The organism is Paenibacillus sp. EKM206P, assembly GCF_011066155.1.
In the GTDB taxonomy this organism is placed as follows: domain Bacteria; phylum Bacillota; class Bacilli; order Paenibacillales; family Paenibacillaceae; genus Paenibacillus; species Paenibacillus polymyxa_D.
In genome coordinates this window covers 158,532-175,312 of sequence record NZ_JAAMNQ010000005.1, presented here as the reverse complement: position 1 = coordinate 175,312, position 16,781 = coordinate 158,532, and the positions used below count along the sequence as shown (strand labels likewise).

General features: G+C 49.7%; 14 protein-coding genes. 3 read left to right on the top strand and 11 right to left on the bottom strand.

Features of this window, described 5'->3' with window-relative positions; genetic code table 11:
* Positions 1-72: 72 nt before the first annotated feature.
* From G9G53_RS13065 to G9G53_RS13035, 7 genes are all read right to left on the bottom strand, one after another.
* On the bottom strand, positions 73-1,506 hold the full coding sequence (locus tag G9G53_RS13065) for a glutathionylspermidine synthase family protein (RefSeq protein ID WP_165148083.1): 1,434 nt from the start codon (positions 1,504-1,506) through the stop codon (positions 73-75).
* A 1-nt stretch (position 1,507) separates the two neighbouring features.
* Positions 1,508-1,846, bottom strand: coding sequence for a hypothetical protein (locus tag G9G53_RS13060; protein WP_069010810.1), 339 nt, complete (start codon positions 1,844-1,846; stop codon positions 1,508-1,510).
* Positions 1,846-2,403 (bottom strand): hypothetical protein, encoded by a 558-nt coding sequence (locus tag G9G53_RS26475; protein ID WP_238794842.1) that lies wholly within the window; start codon positions 2,401-2,403, stop codon positions 1,846-1,848. Before G9G53_RS26475 ends, G9G53_RS13060 begins: the two co-directional genes overlap by 1 nt.
* A gap of 90 nt (positions 2,404-2,493) precedes the next feature.
* On the bottom strand, positions 2,494-3,399 hold the full coding sequence (locus G9G53_RS13050) for a M15 family metallopeptidase (protein WP_165148080.1): 906 nt from the start codon (positions 3,397-3,399) through the stop codon (positions 2,494-2,496).
* Between the two features lie 151 nt (positions 3,400-3,550).
* Positions 3,551-4,276, bottom strand: a complete 726-nt coding sequence (locus G9G53_RS13045) for a phosphoribosylglycinamide synthetase (protein ID WP_165148077.1) — start codon at positions 4,274-4,276, stop codon at positions 3,551-3,553.
* A 20-nt stretch (positions 4,277-4,296) separates the two neighbouring features.
* Positions 4,297-7,422, bottom strand: coding sequence for a DEAD/DEAH box helicase (locus G9G53_RS13040; RefSeq protein ID WP_165148074.1), 3,126 nt, complete (start codon positions 7,420-7,422; stop codon positions 4,297-4,299).
* Positions 7,423-7,579: 157 nt separating this feature from the next.
* A complete protein-coding gene (locus G9G53_RS13035; protein WP_029515986.1) occupies positions 7,580-8,533 on the bottom strand; it encodes a helix-turn-helix transcriptional regulator in 954 nt (317 codons plus the stop codon).
* A 108-nt stretch (positions 8,534-8,641) separates the two neighbouring features.
* Between G9G53_RS13035 and G9G53_RS13030 the strand changes: the two genes are divergently transcribed.
* Complete coding sequence (locus G9G53_RS13030; RefSeq protein WP_029515987.1) at positions 8,642-9,181, top strand: dihydrofolate reductase family protein; 540 nt, start codon at positions 8,642-8,644, stop codon at positions 9,179-9,181.
* Between the two features lie 82 nt (positions 9,182-9,263).
* Here G9G53_RS13030 and G9G53_RS13025 read toward each other — a convergent pair whose 3' ends face one another.
* From G9G53_RS13025 to G9G53_RS13015, 3 genes are all read right to left on the bottom strand, one after another.
* Positions 9,264-10,559, bottom strand: a complete 1,296-nt coding sequence (locus tag G9G53_RS13025) for an ABC transporter substrate-binding protein (RefSeq protein WP_165148071.1) — start codon at positions 10,557-10,559, stop codon at positions 9,264-9,266.
* A gap of 222 nt (positions 10,560-10,781) precedes the next feature.
* The gene (locus tag G9G53_RS13020; RefSeq protein WP_029515989.1) at positions 10,782-11,618 is read right to left on the bottom strand and encodes a carbohydrate ABC transporter permease; all 837 of its coding nucleotides are present in this window, start codon (positions 11,616-11,618) and stop codon (positions 10,782-10,784) included.
* On the bottom strand, positions 11,619-12,500 hold the full coding sequence (locus tag G9G53_RS13015; protein ID WP_029515990.1) for a carbohydrate ABC transporter permease: 882 nt from the start codon (positions 12,498-12,500) through the stop codon (positions 11,619-11,621).
* A 207-nt stretch (positions 12,501-12,707) separates the two neighbouring features.
* Here G9G53_RS13015 and G9G53_RS13010 point away from each other — a divergent pair, with 207 nt between their 5' ends.
* Entirely contained in the window at positions 12,708-14,522 is a 1,815-nt protein-coding gene (locus G9G53_RS13010; RefSeq protein WP_165148068.1) for a sensor histidine kinase, read from the top strand.
* 7 nt (positions 14,523-14,529) lie between these two features.
* Positions 14,530-16,188 carry a response regulator gene (locus tag G9G53_RS13005; protein WP_039270352.1) on the top strand — a complete coding sequence of 553 codons (1,659 nt, stop codon included), beginning with the start codon at positions 14,530-14,532 and terminating at the stop codon, positions 16,186-16,188.
* Here the strand turns inward: G9G53_RS13005 and G9G53_RS13000 are convergent.
* On the bottom strand, positions 16,118-16,705 hold the full coding sequence (locus tag G9G53_RS13000; protein ID WP_029515993.1) for a GNAT family N-acetyltransferase: 588 nt from the start codon (positions 16,703-16,705) through the stop codon (positions 16,118-16,120). The genes G9G53_RS13005 and G9G53_RS13000 overlap by 71 nt on opposite strands.
* Between the last annotated feature and the right edge of the window lie 76 nt (positions 16,706-16,781).

Sequence of the window (16,781 nt, the reverse complement as noted above, 5' to 3'; positions counted from 1 at the left end):
CAGGATTTTGCAAAATCCTCACTTGTGAAAATGAACAGATATGTTCGAATATTGTATATTTTTCAATTTAGCTTATACAACCGGCGGATTAGGAGGTACGGTGGCAATGGCGGCGGCGCAATAGTAGGCCATATCACCTGTTACCTTTTCACCGATTCGCGGCAGGACACCCGCAAAACGCCCCCCAATTACAAATATGCCTGTTAACACATAGCCGTGAAATAGCCCTTCCTCGGTCTGTACCTCTGCGCTCTGCATCGGCCACAGCCGCTGATAAATCTTAGGCTGTCCTTCATAATAAGCGGCAATATGTGCGGCTTCCTCCTGCTCAGGCGTTCGTGGAGCATCAGCTTGGTGAAGCAGATCAGGATGGTCGGTCTTCGCATTTTGAACCTTTCCCAAGACGCCTTCTAGTCTCTCCTCGTCTTCGGTATGTTCAATCAAGTGCGTCCCTTTACCCTCCCGACCCCATATACCTTTGGCCACATAGGGCTCTTTATTTTGCATAAACACCGAGGGTTCAAAATACGTAGGCAGCAGGTAGGTTCGTATCACCTCCAGCTCGCGATCGTCAAACAAACGAAAACCACAGAACTCTGGTGTCTGCTCATTGCGCTCATACAGTGACCATACGGTTGCGGTGAACCCTTTGCTCTGGGTAATGATATGCTGCGGTGGGTTGATTAATCCTATTTTCCCGTCTGCCACCATATCCATTAGCTCCTGCCCCACCTCAAGCCCCGTATTCTCCTCCCGGTCATCAATTAGATACTCCAGCGGATACAGGCGATAGAGAATGCGGATTTGCTCTCCCCGGTGATACAATCCTTCATTCGGGATAATCTCCAGTTCTTCCAAAGGAGCATAAACGACTTCGAATCCGGCTTGTTCACATAAACGCATAATATATTTGGTGTTCGTCTGATCCTCGATGTGCCAGTCATAGCAAGTGAAATACACCTTTGTCCCTAATCCCTTGCGGCTATAAAAATGGATGAGCTCCGTCAAGGCAGACTGAATCGCCTCGTCCATTCCAGTTGAGGGTCCATGTAGTGCATTGTCATCCTCCGACATTCCTCCCTTACTCAGCACCTCTAGCAGCTTTCCTTCGAGATAAGCCACCTCGGGAATTCCGGTTGGGGTATCGGTGTTATTCTCAATGCACTTGATACCCGCTTCCCCCACAATCCAGTCCTGGCGGGTTATCCCATCCGGCTCGGCCTCCATACGTGCAGCACGCAGCAAGCCCGGATGAATCCCCAACCGTTCCACCAGGTATTCATCCGGCATATAGCGCTGAACGAATTGCTGAACCTTGCGATAAATACGATGTACCGCCTCAGAAGCAACCTGAAGCTCTGCCAGCTCGCTTTCCCGATATACCGTTAAGGCCGGCACGCAATAGGACTTGCCATACATGCGGTGATACGGGATGATACGGCTGATTTCACCCTTAAAAAGCTCATCATGTTCATAAGGCAATTGCCGAATCGTGCGCATGCTCATCTTAACCCCCAGAGAAAAAGCCGCTGCGTGAGCCGCTGCTGCCAAAACCGCTGTGTGAGCTGGAAGATGAGGATGAGCTTTTGCGGTATGAGCTGGAAGAAGAACGACTGCTATGGTATGAGGAGCCTCCACTATAATAAGTCGATCCGCCATAGTAATACCCACTGCTGCCTGAATCCCGACACGCCGTTTGTTCCGATATAGGAAGCTCATCGCAGTCATAATACTCGTCGTCACCGCAACCCGTCAGAGCGGCCGGGACAGCCAACATCAGGGCAAAGGCCGCCATCCGTGTACGAGAGCCGGGCTTGGATTTCATTTTTTCCCAAGAATGCTCCATCACAGATCGACCTCCTTCACAAACAGATGTACCTTTTTCAGCTGAGGGTCCAGTACCGAATATATAAATTCATATGTTTTGCCACCCAGTACTGTATAGTGATCTAATAGCCGTTGGGCCAACTCCAAAGTAAATACCGAACCTTCCCGCTGATCCATACTACGGAATGCAGGTTCATGCCATATCCAGTACATTGCACTGTATGTGGAAGTGTAACCTCCCTCACTGGCAAGCACGAGGTCTGTGATAGACGCACCGTAAGGCTTTGCACGTTCCCCTGTAAATTCAGTCACATAGACGGAATGATCCGTATGTTCCTCACTTTCATTCGAGATATGCGACCATAGTTTGTCATGGAGACGCGTAGCGTCTACAAGCTTGCGTAGAAACAGCTCATCTCCCGATACGGATTCCCGTGTCAGGCTGCGCAGTTCCTTTTGAGTGTCTTCCGACCATTCGCGATACGTTAATGAATAATAAATGATGATTCCCTTCCCTTCCTGTACGCTTCTGTCATGAGGTTTGCAACAAATCAAAGCGCTTCTGTCGTTGATCACTATACGAGATTCTACCTTGAAAAGGTTCAATTTGGAAGAAAAACACGACAAAAAGCCGCAATCCCTAGGATTACGGCTTGATTTTAGCTGCTACAGCTTGATATTGTTCTCGTCGAAATATTCCTCCAGCGTCATCCCCTGCTTGGCTACATCCTCCGCAATGTCTATTCCCACATAACGGATATGCCAAGGCTCGTACACGTAGCCGGTCACATCTTCCTTACCCTTCATATAACGAATAATAAATCCGTATTCCGGTGCATGTTGTTCCAACCATTCGCCTTCCTTGGAAGCTCCGAAGGATTGCTCCAGCGCATTACCTACGCTTGGGCTGGATACATCAATGGACAATCCCGTCTGATGCTCACTCGTACCCGGTACAGCGCTGACTTTAGAGGCATATTCCTGTCCCTTTGTCTTTACATTGTTGTCGAAAATAGACACCTGACGCTTATAGGAACGGTATCCCGATACCGCACGCAGCTCAATGCCGTCCTTTTTCGCACCGTCGAACAGCTTCTCCAGTGCCTCTGCCGCATCTTTACGCAAATGCCGCTTTTCGTGCGGTCCCTCGAAGGAAAATTGCACCTGCGGCTCCACCAGGTCGTCTGGGACATAGCCCACAGGCAAGCTGCGCTTTTTGTTCACAACGACTGTATCCGAAGTCGCATTGGTGACAATCGCGGTTCCATCCTCTTCCTTAACCGTGGCTTGCAGCGCACTCTGGCTCCGCAACGCCATCACTGGGTCGGCTTGTCCACTTTCTGTACCCGCAGAGGCTTGTCCAGCACTAGTGCTGCCATTGCCCGCATCCGGCTGGGTGGAAGGCTGCACATTCTCCTGTACCGCTGTAGATGACTTTAACGGCTCGCTTTCCTGTCCACCTGATCCTCCCTGCTGGCAGGCTGCCAGTAATAGCCCTGGCAGGATCAGCCCTGGAATGAGCGCTTTGGTCCATCGCTGAGATGTGCGCGTCTGTTGTATATGTCGTTTCATGCTGGTATCTCCTCCAATATTGCAATTGATACATGACTTGCAGTGACTTTTCCGTTCCCCCATTGTAACTGAACTTTGGACACTCTTCGAAGCCGTTATCCCGTTCGATGAAGGCGAATAGACTCGAAAAAGGAAGTATATACCCGAATTGTTACGGAGTATGACGTTTTTGCGGAATTGCAGCTCGGGCCCGCTCGGCTACCCGTTCACGTATGAGTTTCAATGCCTCTTCCGCACGGGGTAAACCCGGCAGCAAAGCCGTAATATCCGCTTCCTTCTTAGGAACAAGCTTCTGCGGCAGATGAATCTCAATCGCATGAAAACCTGCACCGGGACGATGTAATGCTCCTTCTGCCGCTGACTCGGCAATCCATTCGCTAATCGCAGCCGATCCACTGCGTCCGCCTTCCGGCCGCGAGGTAGACTCAAGCGCGGGGGATGTCCCCTGCACATGAGATAACTCTCCGGCCCAAGCACTGAATACGTACTCCAGCAGCTCTTCCCGCGTCATTCCGATCAATTCCAGACAGGTCTGCGGCTCGCTTTCCATCCCGGTCTGAAGAGCCTTCTTCACATCGTCGACTACACCCACGCCATCCTCCATGCTGGAAGTGGCTGTCTCAGCTGCTAGCTGAACGATCTCATCCAGCGATAGACAGGTTTCCCCTTGCAAAAAGCGGTAGATGTCCAAAGGATCTGCTTTTAGCTGCTCCAGCCATGCCTTTCGCTGTTCGGGGTTCAGTACAGGCGCTGGGCCAGTCCATTGGACAGTATGTGTGGAAGATACACCCGTTGATTCGCCTTCCAAGCCATTTCTGTCTAATTCCGCTATCCATTGACCGTCAGTTACTTTCAGCTTCACTCGCGGCCTCGTCATCGCCTTCATCCTTTCTCTGCTCACTCAATCCATACATCATTTTGCAACGCAATCAGACCGCGCAATTCATCATCAGACATTTCGGTGAGCCAATGTTCACCGGAGCCGACAACCTGCTCGGAAAGTGCCTTTTTGCTCTCGATCAACTCGTCGATCCGCTCCTCCAGTGTACCTTGGCAAATCAGCTTGTGCACTTGTACATTGCGGCTTTGACCAATACGAAACACACGGTCTGTCGCCTGATTTTCCACTGCAGGATTCCACCAGCGGTCATAGTGAATGACATGGCTGGCACGTGTCAGGTTCAGACCCACACCACCTGCACGCAAGGAAAGTACGAATATATTCGGCCCTTTTCCCTGCTGGAAGTTGTGAACCATTTCGTCCCGTCTGGTTTTCGCCAGTCCCCCATGCAGGAAATATGGCTCTTCTCCCAGAATTTTGGCCAAGCGGGAAACCAGTAGTTCTCCCATCGATACATATTGGGTGAAAATCAGCGCCGATTCATCGTTCTCGCGAATGGTTTCTACCAATTCCAGCAGTCGCTCCATTTTGCCCGAGTTTTGCGTTTTACCACTATCAGCCCGACCCGGAATGATCAGACCCGGATGGTCACAAATCTGCTTCAACTTGGTCAGTGAAGACAGAACAAGCCCTTTGCGAGCTATACCGATCTGCCCATCCAGTGTTCCCAATAATTGATCCACTACGCCCCGATACAATCCGGCCTGCTCCGGTGTCAGTACACAGTAGGATTTCAACTCCAGCTTCTCCGGCAAATCCTTGCGTATATCTGGGTCGCTTTTGAGTCGACGCAGCATGAACGGGGAGACGAGGCGATGAAGCTCACGCAACGCAGACCCCCGCTCCTCTCCCGCCAGACTGTACCGTTGGCGGAATGAAGACGCCGTACCGAGGTAACCTGGGTTCAGGAATTGAAAAATAGACCACAGCTCGCTCAGCCGATTCTCTACCGGGGTACCCGTCATGGCAATCCGATGTGGAGCAGACAGCTTCATGACGCTTTGTGCTTGCTTTGTTCGTGCATTTTTTATATATTGCGCTTCATCCAACACGATGGAGGACCAGTATACCGCAGATAAATCGCTACCGTCCCGTCCCGCCAAATGATAGGTAGTGAGGACGATATCATACTCACGTACACTTTCCTGAAACAGCTCGCCGTGGAGTCGCTGGTTTCCATGGTGAATATACAGTGACAAATCCGGTGAAAAGCGTTTCAACTCGCGCTGCCAGTTGCCGAGCAAGGACGTTGGACAGATGATCAACGCCGGACGTTGATCATCTGCGCCGATGCCACCGTCGAGTAGGCAGGTGATGACCTGAATCGTTTTACCAAGCCCCATATCGTCCGCAAGGCAGACGCCAAAACCTAATCCACGCATCGCGGCCAGCCATTGAAAGCCGCGCTCTTGATAGGGCCGTAATGCGCCGTGCAGCGTCTCTGGCACAGGTCGCGGCTCTACCGAACGAAGTACGCCGCCCTCAGCCAAAGACGCAAGCAATCCGGCGGATTCCGCGCCAAAGATGGACAAGCCTTTCCATGAGGCCTCGCCTGCACTTTCATTTTCTGCCGCCAGATGCATCCATTCGGACAAGCTCATCTCACCGTTCTCACCGCGCTTGATAAAGCGCAGCACCTGACGAATTTCCTTAGGATCGACCTCGATCCATTCCCCTCCGAGACGTACATACGGCAAATTAGCGGCGACAATGCTTTCCAGTTCCTCCATCGTCAAAGTTGTATCACCCAGCACAGCCTCGGCATCAAACGAAATCATGCGGTTAATGCCGACAGTCGATGTATCGGCAATCACACCATCCGGCTTGGCACCCTGCTCTGTCGAACGCATTTTGAGCCGCAAGCCTGCACGTCTTCGGCCCTCCCGGCTCCAGCGTGAAGGCATTTGCACGGTAATACCGTTCTTTTGTAATGCGGGAACGGCTTCCGTCAGGAAGCGGAAGAACATCTCCGGCTCCAGTGTCAGCCCTTCGGGATAAGGGCGGTTCAACGCTTCTTGCAATATAGGTGCCGCTTCAGCAGCCTGTCCGAGCCTCATTAGCAGTTGCGCCTGCACTTGACGATATACAATTCCGCCGCGAACCAGATCGCGTTCAGGATGCGCCCACAGTGCCAGAGCAGGCAGTCGCAACCCCGGCTCAGCATCGCTTTCTGCCCAAAAGGTAATGCGCCATTCCTTCACACTCTCTTCCAGCGAAGGCTCCAAACGAAGGCACAACCGCAGTTGCCCTTCTATCGGCTCCTTGTCTTCCCGCTCCGTGACAGGCATTGCGCTTCCCTTAAGAGAGGACGCTTGGAGAACCAGCTCCTCCATCTCCGCGGGCGTTCCCTGAATCGCCACCGGGCGGGAACCTGTCAGCAGACTGTTCCACCATAGCTCTGTCAGCGGCGATCCTCCGCGCCGATACTCTGCACGATATCGTCCCAGCTCACGGTCTGATGCTGCCAACACCGCGGTCGTTTCCGCATGGATGACCGCACACAAGAAGGAGTACAGCACGATTCCGGCTGCATCCTCGCGTGTTTCAGGCTCCTTACCCGCGAAAACGGCAGGAGCCGCCATACAAACAGCCGGCATTGCAGCAGCCAGCTCATGAAAGCGGCGTATGTCCTCCTCTTGATACAGACGAGGAATCCACACCCCGACAGCCGCTTCCGGACCGCGACGACGCGGTCCCGATGGACGCGCCTCTGTAAGCGATGGCGTAATTTCGCCCCGCTGCATCAGCTCTAGCGCAAAATAAGCGGCTTTTTGCCAATATTGCATTTCCTCGCCCAGCGTAATGCCCGATGCCGCACAGCCCTTCTCGTCCATGCGGGTCAGCAGTGCCATCGTCTCGCGCGGTTCCAGCGCCAAGCCCTCCAATGTACGCCCCAGCATGGAACGTCTTTTGCCACCTCTGCCCGCGGTTTCCACACGAGCAGTGTTCGGTATTCGTACCTCGGCAAGGCGCAACGCAGCCTGCCGAAACGGCCGAAGGTCTCCCTTTAGCGTCAGCCTGCGAATTACACTGCTCCACGCATCGATACGTGGTTCCGACGTCTCACCAGAAAAGCAAAAAAACACATCTCCGAGCCATATCCCATAAAGCGGTTGATTCATATCTGTCTCCCGTCCAGCCTTTTGAATTATTACTCTTCATCATATACGAAAACGGGCTCTTTTCAAAACTTTATCACAAAAATAAATGGAAAGTCATAAGTCAATAACCTTAAATATTCATGTGGTTAACTATAAATAAGAGAATCAATTTACAGGATTAATTGTCTTTTTCTTCATCATCCGCTTTTGCATCCTTCAGATAAGGGTTCAGGCTGTCTTGCAACAGTTGCTTGACCTGTACACGCAGTTCTTTGGGAAATACGACCTCGGCCTCTGGCCCGTATTTTAGCAAAAGTCGGGATACATATCTAAACTCTTCGACCGGAATATATCCCTGCCATTCCTGAGCCTGCCCTTCCTGATGGGAAACATTTTGGAAGAGGGCATCTGATCCAGCCAGCCTGACACCCAATGCGGTAAATTTTATTTTGGACGGAATTCCTATACGGGAATCCTCCGAAGCCAACCATTCTTGAAGTGTAGGAAGGGTGTCCAAGGTGTCGTCCAGCATCGTTATTGTGATCACCCGATCTGAACGATACAAAATGATGCGGTCTCTGCTATACGCTGGCATGTACCAATATCCGTGATCAAAATACAGTCCAATCGGATATACCTGAGTCCACTTTGCCCCGGAAGCGGAGCGGTAATGCATGTTCACCCGGCGCTTATTCAGCGCAGCCTCCAAAATGATTGAGGTGTAGGGTGACTCTGCGTGAGTAGGTAGCATACGAAAAGAAATGTACTCCTTTAATTGATCGATGCTGTCCTGCACATCCTGTGGAAGTTCGGCATAATAGTGCTCGGATAAATGCTCACGAACTGAGCCAAAAGGGATATCTGGAATGTTCTCCAACAGTTGCAGCATGAGAAAAAGACCCAAGGCCTCGTCACGAGCAAGATGAAGGGGAGGAAGAAGCCGATTGGGAAGTGCCCGATACCCGCCATGAGGACCCATTTCGGTATAAAGGGGTAATCCGGTCTGCTGCAAATAGTCGAGATCTCTCTGTATCGTCCTGACGGAGACACCAAAACGTTCAGCCAGCTCACGCGCCGTATATTTTTTTCGGGAATCCAGTATCCTCATAAGAGCAATTCTGCGTTCGTTCATAAGGTACCCCTCTAATCAAAAATTAATTTAAAATGACCGTTTAACTACGACATACGATGTCATAAATACATTGTAACATTAGGATATAGAAAGGAGTGAATGAACACTATGAAGGATTTGAAATCAAACGCAGTTGTGCTGTATATTGCCATGAGTCTCGACGGGTATATCGCTTTGCCGGACGGTTCGGTGGACTGGCTGTATGATGTTAAAGGGGATGGTGGGGACAATGGATATGCCGACTTTTACGATACCGTTGGTACGGTGCTGATGGGCAGACTGACGTATGAGGAAGTATTGAAGCTCTCAGATGATTTCCCTTATGCTGGAAAGCCATGCTATGTGCTCACACGAGCATTAACGGAGCAACAGCAGGCGCCACATATTACATTTACGGACGAAGCTCTGACTGAACTGGTTCCACGTCTACAAGGACAATCGGAAGGTGCGGTATGGCTAGTCGGTGGAGGCCAGTTAGTCCAGGCCTTCTTACAAGCTGGACTGCTGGAGAAAGCTATCATTGCGATCATTCCCAAAGTGCTTGGACAAGGAATACCGTTATTTCCAGAGGGAACACTACCAAGTACGTTTGAACTCCAAGAAATAGAACGCCGCGGGGATATTGTTCTTCTCCATTACCATATATAATTAATTTTGCAAAAAAGCCTTCGTATGTTCAGGATCATGCAATTTCCCTGACATACGAAGGCTTTATCGCGTGCTTTTGTTCTTATTTAGTCTTCAAATTTTCCCATGTTTTCTGGAAATCATCGAATAGCTTCCCAGCATCCGATTTACCTGCCACATAGGCTTGCATCTGACTTCCGAATTCTTGCTGTGCTCCTTCAGGATAGCGGCTAAAGAACCAGCCCAGCAGTTTGTTTTCCTTACTGTACTTCACCACTTCAGCACCCAATTGGCCCATATCAGCCTCTGCCCCTTCGATGCTCTTGAACGCTGGAATAAACTTGAATTCCTTGGTGATATACTTTTTACCCTGCTCGGATGTTACCATCCAGTTTAAGAACTCTTTCGCCTCGGGTTTGACAGACGAATTTTTATTAACCACCCAGTTGTTGGCGACACCTACAAACAGCTTATCTCCGGCTGTTGCGTCTTCACCAATCGGCATAGGCAAAATCCCCAGATTCAGCTTCGGATTAATTCCGTCAATTTGGACCTGAGTCCAGTTTCCTTGCTGCATCATGGCAGCCTTTCCAGTGGCGAAGTTCGTTACCTGCGTGTTGTAATCAGTCGTGAGCGGCTTCGTATTCCCATACTTCAGTGTCAGATCGAACAACTTAACCCACTCGGCAAATACAGCGTTGCCCGGAATCTTTGCAGTTCCATCATTCAGTCCCTTAACGAAGGCCGAAGGGTCTGGCTGATTGGCAAATGCCACGTTCAGCAAATGATTGCCCAGCACCCAAAACTCCTGATATCCATTAGAAAATGGAGTAATCCCAGCGGCTTGGAGCTTTTGTGCAGCTCCCTCCAGTTCGGACAATGTTTTAGGGGTCTCCGTAATCCCCGCCTTCTTGAACAGATCCTTGTTATAAATAAAGCCGTACCCTTCCAGATTCATCGGCTGGCCATACAGCTTGCCGTCTTTGGTCATCGGCTCTTTGGCGACATCGACCACATCCCCAACCCAAGGCTGGTCAGACAGGTCCTCCAAATATTCCAGCCACGTATCCAGCTCGCGGTAACCGCCGACGTTAAAAATATCCGGCTGCTCCCCGGAAGCAAACTTCGCCTTTAACGCAGCTCCGTAATCACTGCCCCCGCCCACGGTCTGAATATCGAGCTTGATCCCTGGGTGAGACGCTTCGTATTCCGCCTTCATGCGGTTCAGCGCTTCTGCAATCTCTACCTTGAACTGAAAAATGTGAATTGTTTTTTCCTTCACTTCCTCTTTGCCTGCGTTTTGTCCGCCACTGCTGTTACAACCTGCCAAAACCAGGGCAAAGGCCGCGAGAAGCAAGATTAATGCTTGAGCTTTCTTTTTAAAGGTATGCGTTTTCATTTTGATGTTCCTTTCTATTCTAAATTCATACCAGATGAACTCGAAAAATTCATGTGGAAACGGAGCTAACGGAATGGTGCTGAACAAGCGATAGCGCTCGCCTTTGTCTCTAGATTCCCACCTTTATTCGTTTATTCAGGGAAATCTGGAGGCTAACAGCGATGGTAAGCACCCTCCGTTTGCGGAGTGGCACACCGTGTACATTTTCAGCTCATCCCACACTCAACCCTTGACCGAACCCGCCATAATACCTTGTATAATATATTTTTGCATAGCCAGAAAGAATGCGATGACTGGCAAGATGCCCAGCACCAGAGCAGGCAAAGCCAAATCCCACTGCTTTGTGTATTGTCCGAAAAAGGCATAGGTCGCAATCGGAATCGTGCGCAGCTCAGCCTTTTGCAGTACCAGAGAAGGCAGGAGATAATCATTCCAAATCCAGAGCGTATTTAAAATAATAACAGTTACCATCATCGGCAGCATCAACGGATACACAATTCGGAAAAACACTCCGTAAGGCGTACAGCCGTCCACCGTAGCTGCTTCTTCCACCTCGACTGGCACACCTTTGACGAATCCATGAAAGAGAAAGATCGACATTGGAGCTCCGAATCCCAGATAACAGATGACCAGACCACTTATACTGTTCATTAAATCCAGTGTACTTACAACCTTGACCAAAGGAATCATCACCGATTGAAAAGGAATAACCATAGCAGCTACGAACAGGCTGAACAACACTCGATTATAACGCGTCGGACGCCGGACCATTCGGTAAGCTGCCATTGAGCTGATCAGTACGAGCAGCAGATTACTAACTACCGTAACCACGAATGAATTCCATAAAGCTTCGGGAAAACGTGTGATGCTCCACGCTCTAGCGTAGTTGCTCCATACAAAGGTTTGTGGCCAGGCCGCAGAATCGGTGAGCAGGTCACCAAAGCTTTTGACCGAATTCACGAATAAAAAGTAAAACGGGACGAGGAATAACAATGCGACGAGGATCATCACTATCTCGGTCGCCCATGTTCCAAAGCGGTAGCGCTTGCTTGTTTCCATTTACGCTTCCACCTCCCGACTTTTCGTCAGTCGTACCTGAAGGCTCGTAACCAGAGCAACAATGATAAAGAAAATGAGTGCTTTAGCTGTTCCCAGCCCATAACGATTATTCACAAACGCTTCATTGTAAATATTGAGTGCAACCGACTCTGTGGACCCGAAGGGACCGCCTTTGGTCAGTGACAAATTAAGATCGAACATTTTGAATGACCATGATATCGCCAGGAAAAGACAAACCGTAACGGCAGGCATGATTAAAGGAAGTATAATCGACCGCAAAATTTGCATCCGACTAGCTCCGTCAATTTCGGCTGCTTCTAGCATATCGCGGGGCACATTGGTTAGGGAAGAGATATAAATCACCATCAAATACCCGGCAGTTTGCCAGATAAACACGATTACAATGCCCCAGAAGGCCGTGATCTCATCTCCTAACCAGGACAGATTGAAGAAGGACAAGTTCGTGCTCTCTCCGATTGCTGCAAATCCCTTGACGAAAATAAACTGCCAGATAAAGCCCAGCAACAGACCTCCGATCACATTGGGCATAAAAAAGATGGTCCTTAGTACATTTTTTGTTTTCAACGGTTTGGTTAGAAAATACGCCAGCAGAAAGCCAAAAATATTCGCAGCCACCACTCCTACCACCGTAAAACGGACCGTAAACCAGAACGCTGTCCCAAATTTGTCATCATTCCATAAAATGTGACTGAAATTATCCAGCCCGACCCACTTTGCCTGATTGGCTACTCCATTCCACTCTGTAAAAGAATAGTACATTCCGAGCATGAAAGGGATTACAATAATGATAACGAAAAATAACGTCGACGGCCCTACAAAAATCCATTGCTGTAGCCATTGCGACGACTTGGCGCGATTCAAACCGATCCCCCCTTATGTTGTCTATTGGTGTCTGGAACGCTCCTTTACGGCTTTCTTTCAGCAGTATGATGTTTGGGCCGTAAGGATATGCGATTCACATGTTCATTATGTCGAATAAGCGCTCTCGAGAACACGTAGGATCGTGAACCATTAAGGGGGAAAATATTGACCTCTGGCTCGCCTTGAATTGTGAAAGGAGCTCACTGCATGAAATTTTACAGTATTCGTTCTCGCCTAATCTGGTTTTTGCTCATTGCGGTCACCCTGCCGCTACTGCTGTCGATGACCATGACCTTCGTTCTCACCAAGCACTCCTTGCGGGAGCAGGCCACACAAGAAAATGAGCGGCTTATTTTTCAGGGAATTACGAATTTGGATAACTATTTACAGGGTTTGAATCGCGCGTCCATCGGAGTCTATAATGACCCTCATTTTCTGCGTAATCTGGCCAAAATCCCGGATGATTACCGGGCCGTCGCTGAAATATACACCACTCTGCAAACGATGATGAATGCTACGTCAGGCATTGACCAGGTGTATTTGCATTCTTTTGAGGCCGGGCAATCTACGCTGATTACCAGCACGGTTCCTCTACGGGAATTCCGGCTGGAGCCCTTTACCGGTTTTATTCATTATGGGCCTTCCGGACTGTTCATACAGCCCACGCATATGAAGCATTTGTACGGCTTTTCGGCGGTTTCCTATGCGGAGCACAGCACAGAGCAGCAAGTATTTACACTTCATCGGGCGATTCGGAACATTCCTGCCTCAGAGACGCTTGGGGTACTGGCTATAGATGTTGATCTGGAGCCGCTGCGCAGTATTTGCCGTCAATTGTATGATGCGGATACAGAGGAGCTGTTTTTGATCGATCGAAACGGAACGATCATATATAGCGGAAAAGAAGCATCAATTGGAACACACTGGAAGGAATCTGACCTGCTCAATCGAATTTCTAAAGAAGGCGAGCACGGAGTGATTGAGGATGATACAGCACTGCACGTGTACGGCAAGCTGGATGCCAACTTGTCAGGCTGGACACTCGTCAAGAAAATTCCACATCGTACGCTGTATTTACGGGCTACCCGCCTGACTCAGATCAATGCGGTCATTACAGGCGCAGCATTGCTACTTGCCATTGTTGCCACGTTATGGATTTCGATAAAAATCACGGCACCTATTAAGCGACTGACTCGTTACATAAACCAGATTCAGTCCGGTCAACTGGATGTAGACATTCGGGCCATGAGTAACGATGAAATCGGAGTACTGTCGCGCCGTTTCAGACAGATGATGGATACCATCAATAACCTCATTTTGCGGGAATACAAGCTGGAGCTGGCTAACAAGACACATCAATTGAAAGCGCTTCAGGCACAGATTAATCCTCACTTTTTATATAATACGCTACAGTCTATTGGAACCCTGGCTCTACAGCATGAGGTGCCGCGAATTTATTCGCTGCTCTCTTCCCTTGCCAAAATGCTGCGCTATAATATGAGGGACCATACGGTCGTTACACTTAAGGAAGAAGCCGAACATGTAAAACAATATCTTGATTTGCAAAAGGAACGCTTCGGTGAGCAATTAGAAGTCACTTACCAGTGGGAGGATGAGGTCCTGAATGATCGGGTGCCTAAAATGATTCTCCAACCGTTGGTGGAAAACTACTTTAAGCACGGTGCCGATCCCCGGCTGGGGCCCGGTGAAATTCGCATTACAGGCAGCCGAATCCGGGAAGGCATTGTGAAAATAACAGTGGAAAATAACGGAACTAACATTCCACAAGCCGAGTTGGAGCAACTCCAGCATATGTTAAAACGTCCGCTAAAAGCCTACGAGGAGCCAGACACTAGCGAGCAGGACTCCATTGGCCTTCGTAATGTTCTATTGCGTATTCAGCTTCACTCGGAGGATGGTTCTAACACCCTGTGCGTAGACAACATTCTGCCTCATGGTGTCCGGTACACACTCGAAATTCGCACGGAAGCCCATACGGAGATTCATATTAAGGGAGAGTGATCTGTCAATGAAAGTCCTGATTGTGGATGATGAGAAGCATGTGCGCCATGCCATACGGATGCTCGTACATTGGGAAGCTTGCGGTGTGAGCGAGGTGATTGAAGCCGAGTCGGGCGATCAGGCGATTGAGGTCATTACCGCCCTTTCCCCACCCGTTGTACTCACGGATATGCGGATGCCCGGCAAGGATGGGATAGCACTGATGGAGTGGATTCAAGTCAATTCCCCAGCAACCAGAGTCGTGGTGGTCAGTGGCTATGATGATTTTGACTTGGTTCGACAGGTCATCCGCCGGGGAGGCATGGACTATATTCTTAAGCCCGTGGATCCAGTGGAGATTAACGAGGCTGTAAAAAAAGCCACTCAAGCCTGGCGGACAGCAGAGCAAGACCGGAACAGGCAGACGATGCAGGCCATGGAGGTCAATCGGATGAGGCCACACTATGCTGATAAGCTCCTGACTGAAATCGTTTCCGGGATAGCGAATACCCCTCTTTCCATTACGCCCTTACGCGAGGAGCTACGTCTTCCCGCAGCTATTCAGATATGTAATGCAGCTGTGATGAGTACTACTCAGCTGGATGCCGATATACTGGACAAATATAAAACGCGGCGTGCGCTTTTGAGCTTTTCCCTCACTAACATCTGCAACGAATTTCTCGGAACTTCTCAAACCGGAGTTGCATTCCGTCATCTGGAGCGTATGGACGAAATTATTCTGCTATATTGGGGCGATCCATCTCGTTGGTCAAAGCTCTTGCAGGATATTCATACAGGAATCAAAACCGCTTTGCGGTGCTACATGCACATCGGGGTTGGCTCTTTTGGTGCCTTTCCCATAGCGGCAGCCACTGCCTACCAAGAGGCAAGGCAAGCGTTGTGGAAACGGGATGTGTTGCAAGCCGACTGGATGCACCAGAGTACCCAGACACGGCAGAGCATTCGTCTTCCCCAGTTACCTGACATGGAAGAGGAACTACGGCTTAGTGCGCTCAGCTGTAATGCCAGTCGTGTGTCTATAGCGGTAGGCCGCTGGATAGCAGCCGTAGCCGAGTTGCCTTCGGTTACAGCAGAGCAGCTAGCCAGTTGGAATCAAGAGCTGGACTGGATGCTGGCCCGCTGGTTGAATGACAGACCTGGAGATACCGATGGCGAGGAGATGGCAGATGAGTCCGGCTCCATTCATGCCTTGCCGGTCGACAACCGCGGCATGCTTTCGTTGCCCTTATGGCAAAGACAGGTCGAAAACCGACTGCTGGCAGCCGGTCAGGCACTTACACCAAGCCATAGTCCAAACAACCCGACCATCCGTGATATTGCCCGCTATCTGGATGCACACTACGACGAGGACATTTCTCTACAGGATATGGCGAGCCGCTTTTACCTCAGTCGGGAATATATTTCTCGTAAATTCAAGCAGGAGTACGGGGTTAATCTGTCGGACTATTTGTGCCAGATCAGGATGGGCAAGGCAAAGCTATTACTGCTGAATGACAAGCTGCGCCTTCATCATATTGCCGGTATGGTCGGTTATCAGGATGAAAAATATTTTGGCAAGGTGTTCAAAAAACTGGAGGGTGTCACGCCTGGCGAGTTCAGAAGACGCCATTCTGCAAATCCTCAGCCGTTATCGCATACAGCACGTGATCTTCCCACACACCATTAATCTTCAAGTAGTTGAGAGCTAGCCCTTCGCGGCGAAATCCTGCCTTTTCCATCACTCGATTGGAAGGCGTATTTCTTGGCATCACTCCAGCTTGAATACGGTGTAATTCCAACTCATTCAGGGCGTAGCGTACAATATCCTTCACTGCGGAAGTAGCATAGCCTTGTCCGTGGTAAGCAGGATCTACAAAGTAGCCCAGATTGGCGTTTTGAAAGGGGCCTCTAGCGACACCCGACAGCTCTATTCTGCCAATCAGCTTATTATTTTCCGGCAAAAAAAGTCCAAACGTATATCCCTGTCCGGCTTGTGCCGCTTCCAAACCGTTGGAAATCAGACGCGCCTGTTCTTCCAGGGTAAAGTAAACTTCAGGCCGTTCTGGCTCGAACGGTTTGAAAAAATCAAAATTTTCACGTCTGATCTCTAATAAACGTTCTGCATCATTTACTTGCAACAGTCGAATCTGTAGCCCCGGATGGGTTGACTCCATCAAAATCGCGCCATTAGCTCCATGTAACATTGTCAGTTTCCTTCTTTCTCAGTTATTCCTATATTATTGTGTTCACGGTCACAAGACAGGAAAATACCCCAGGTGC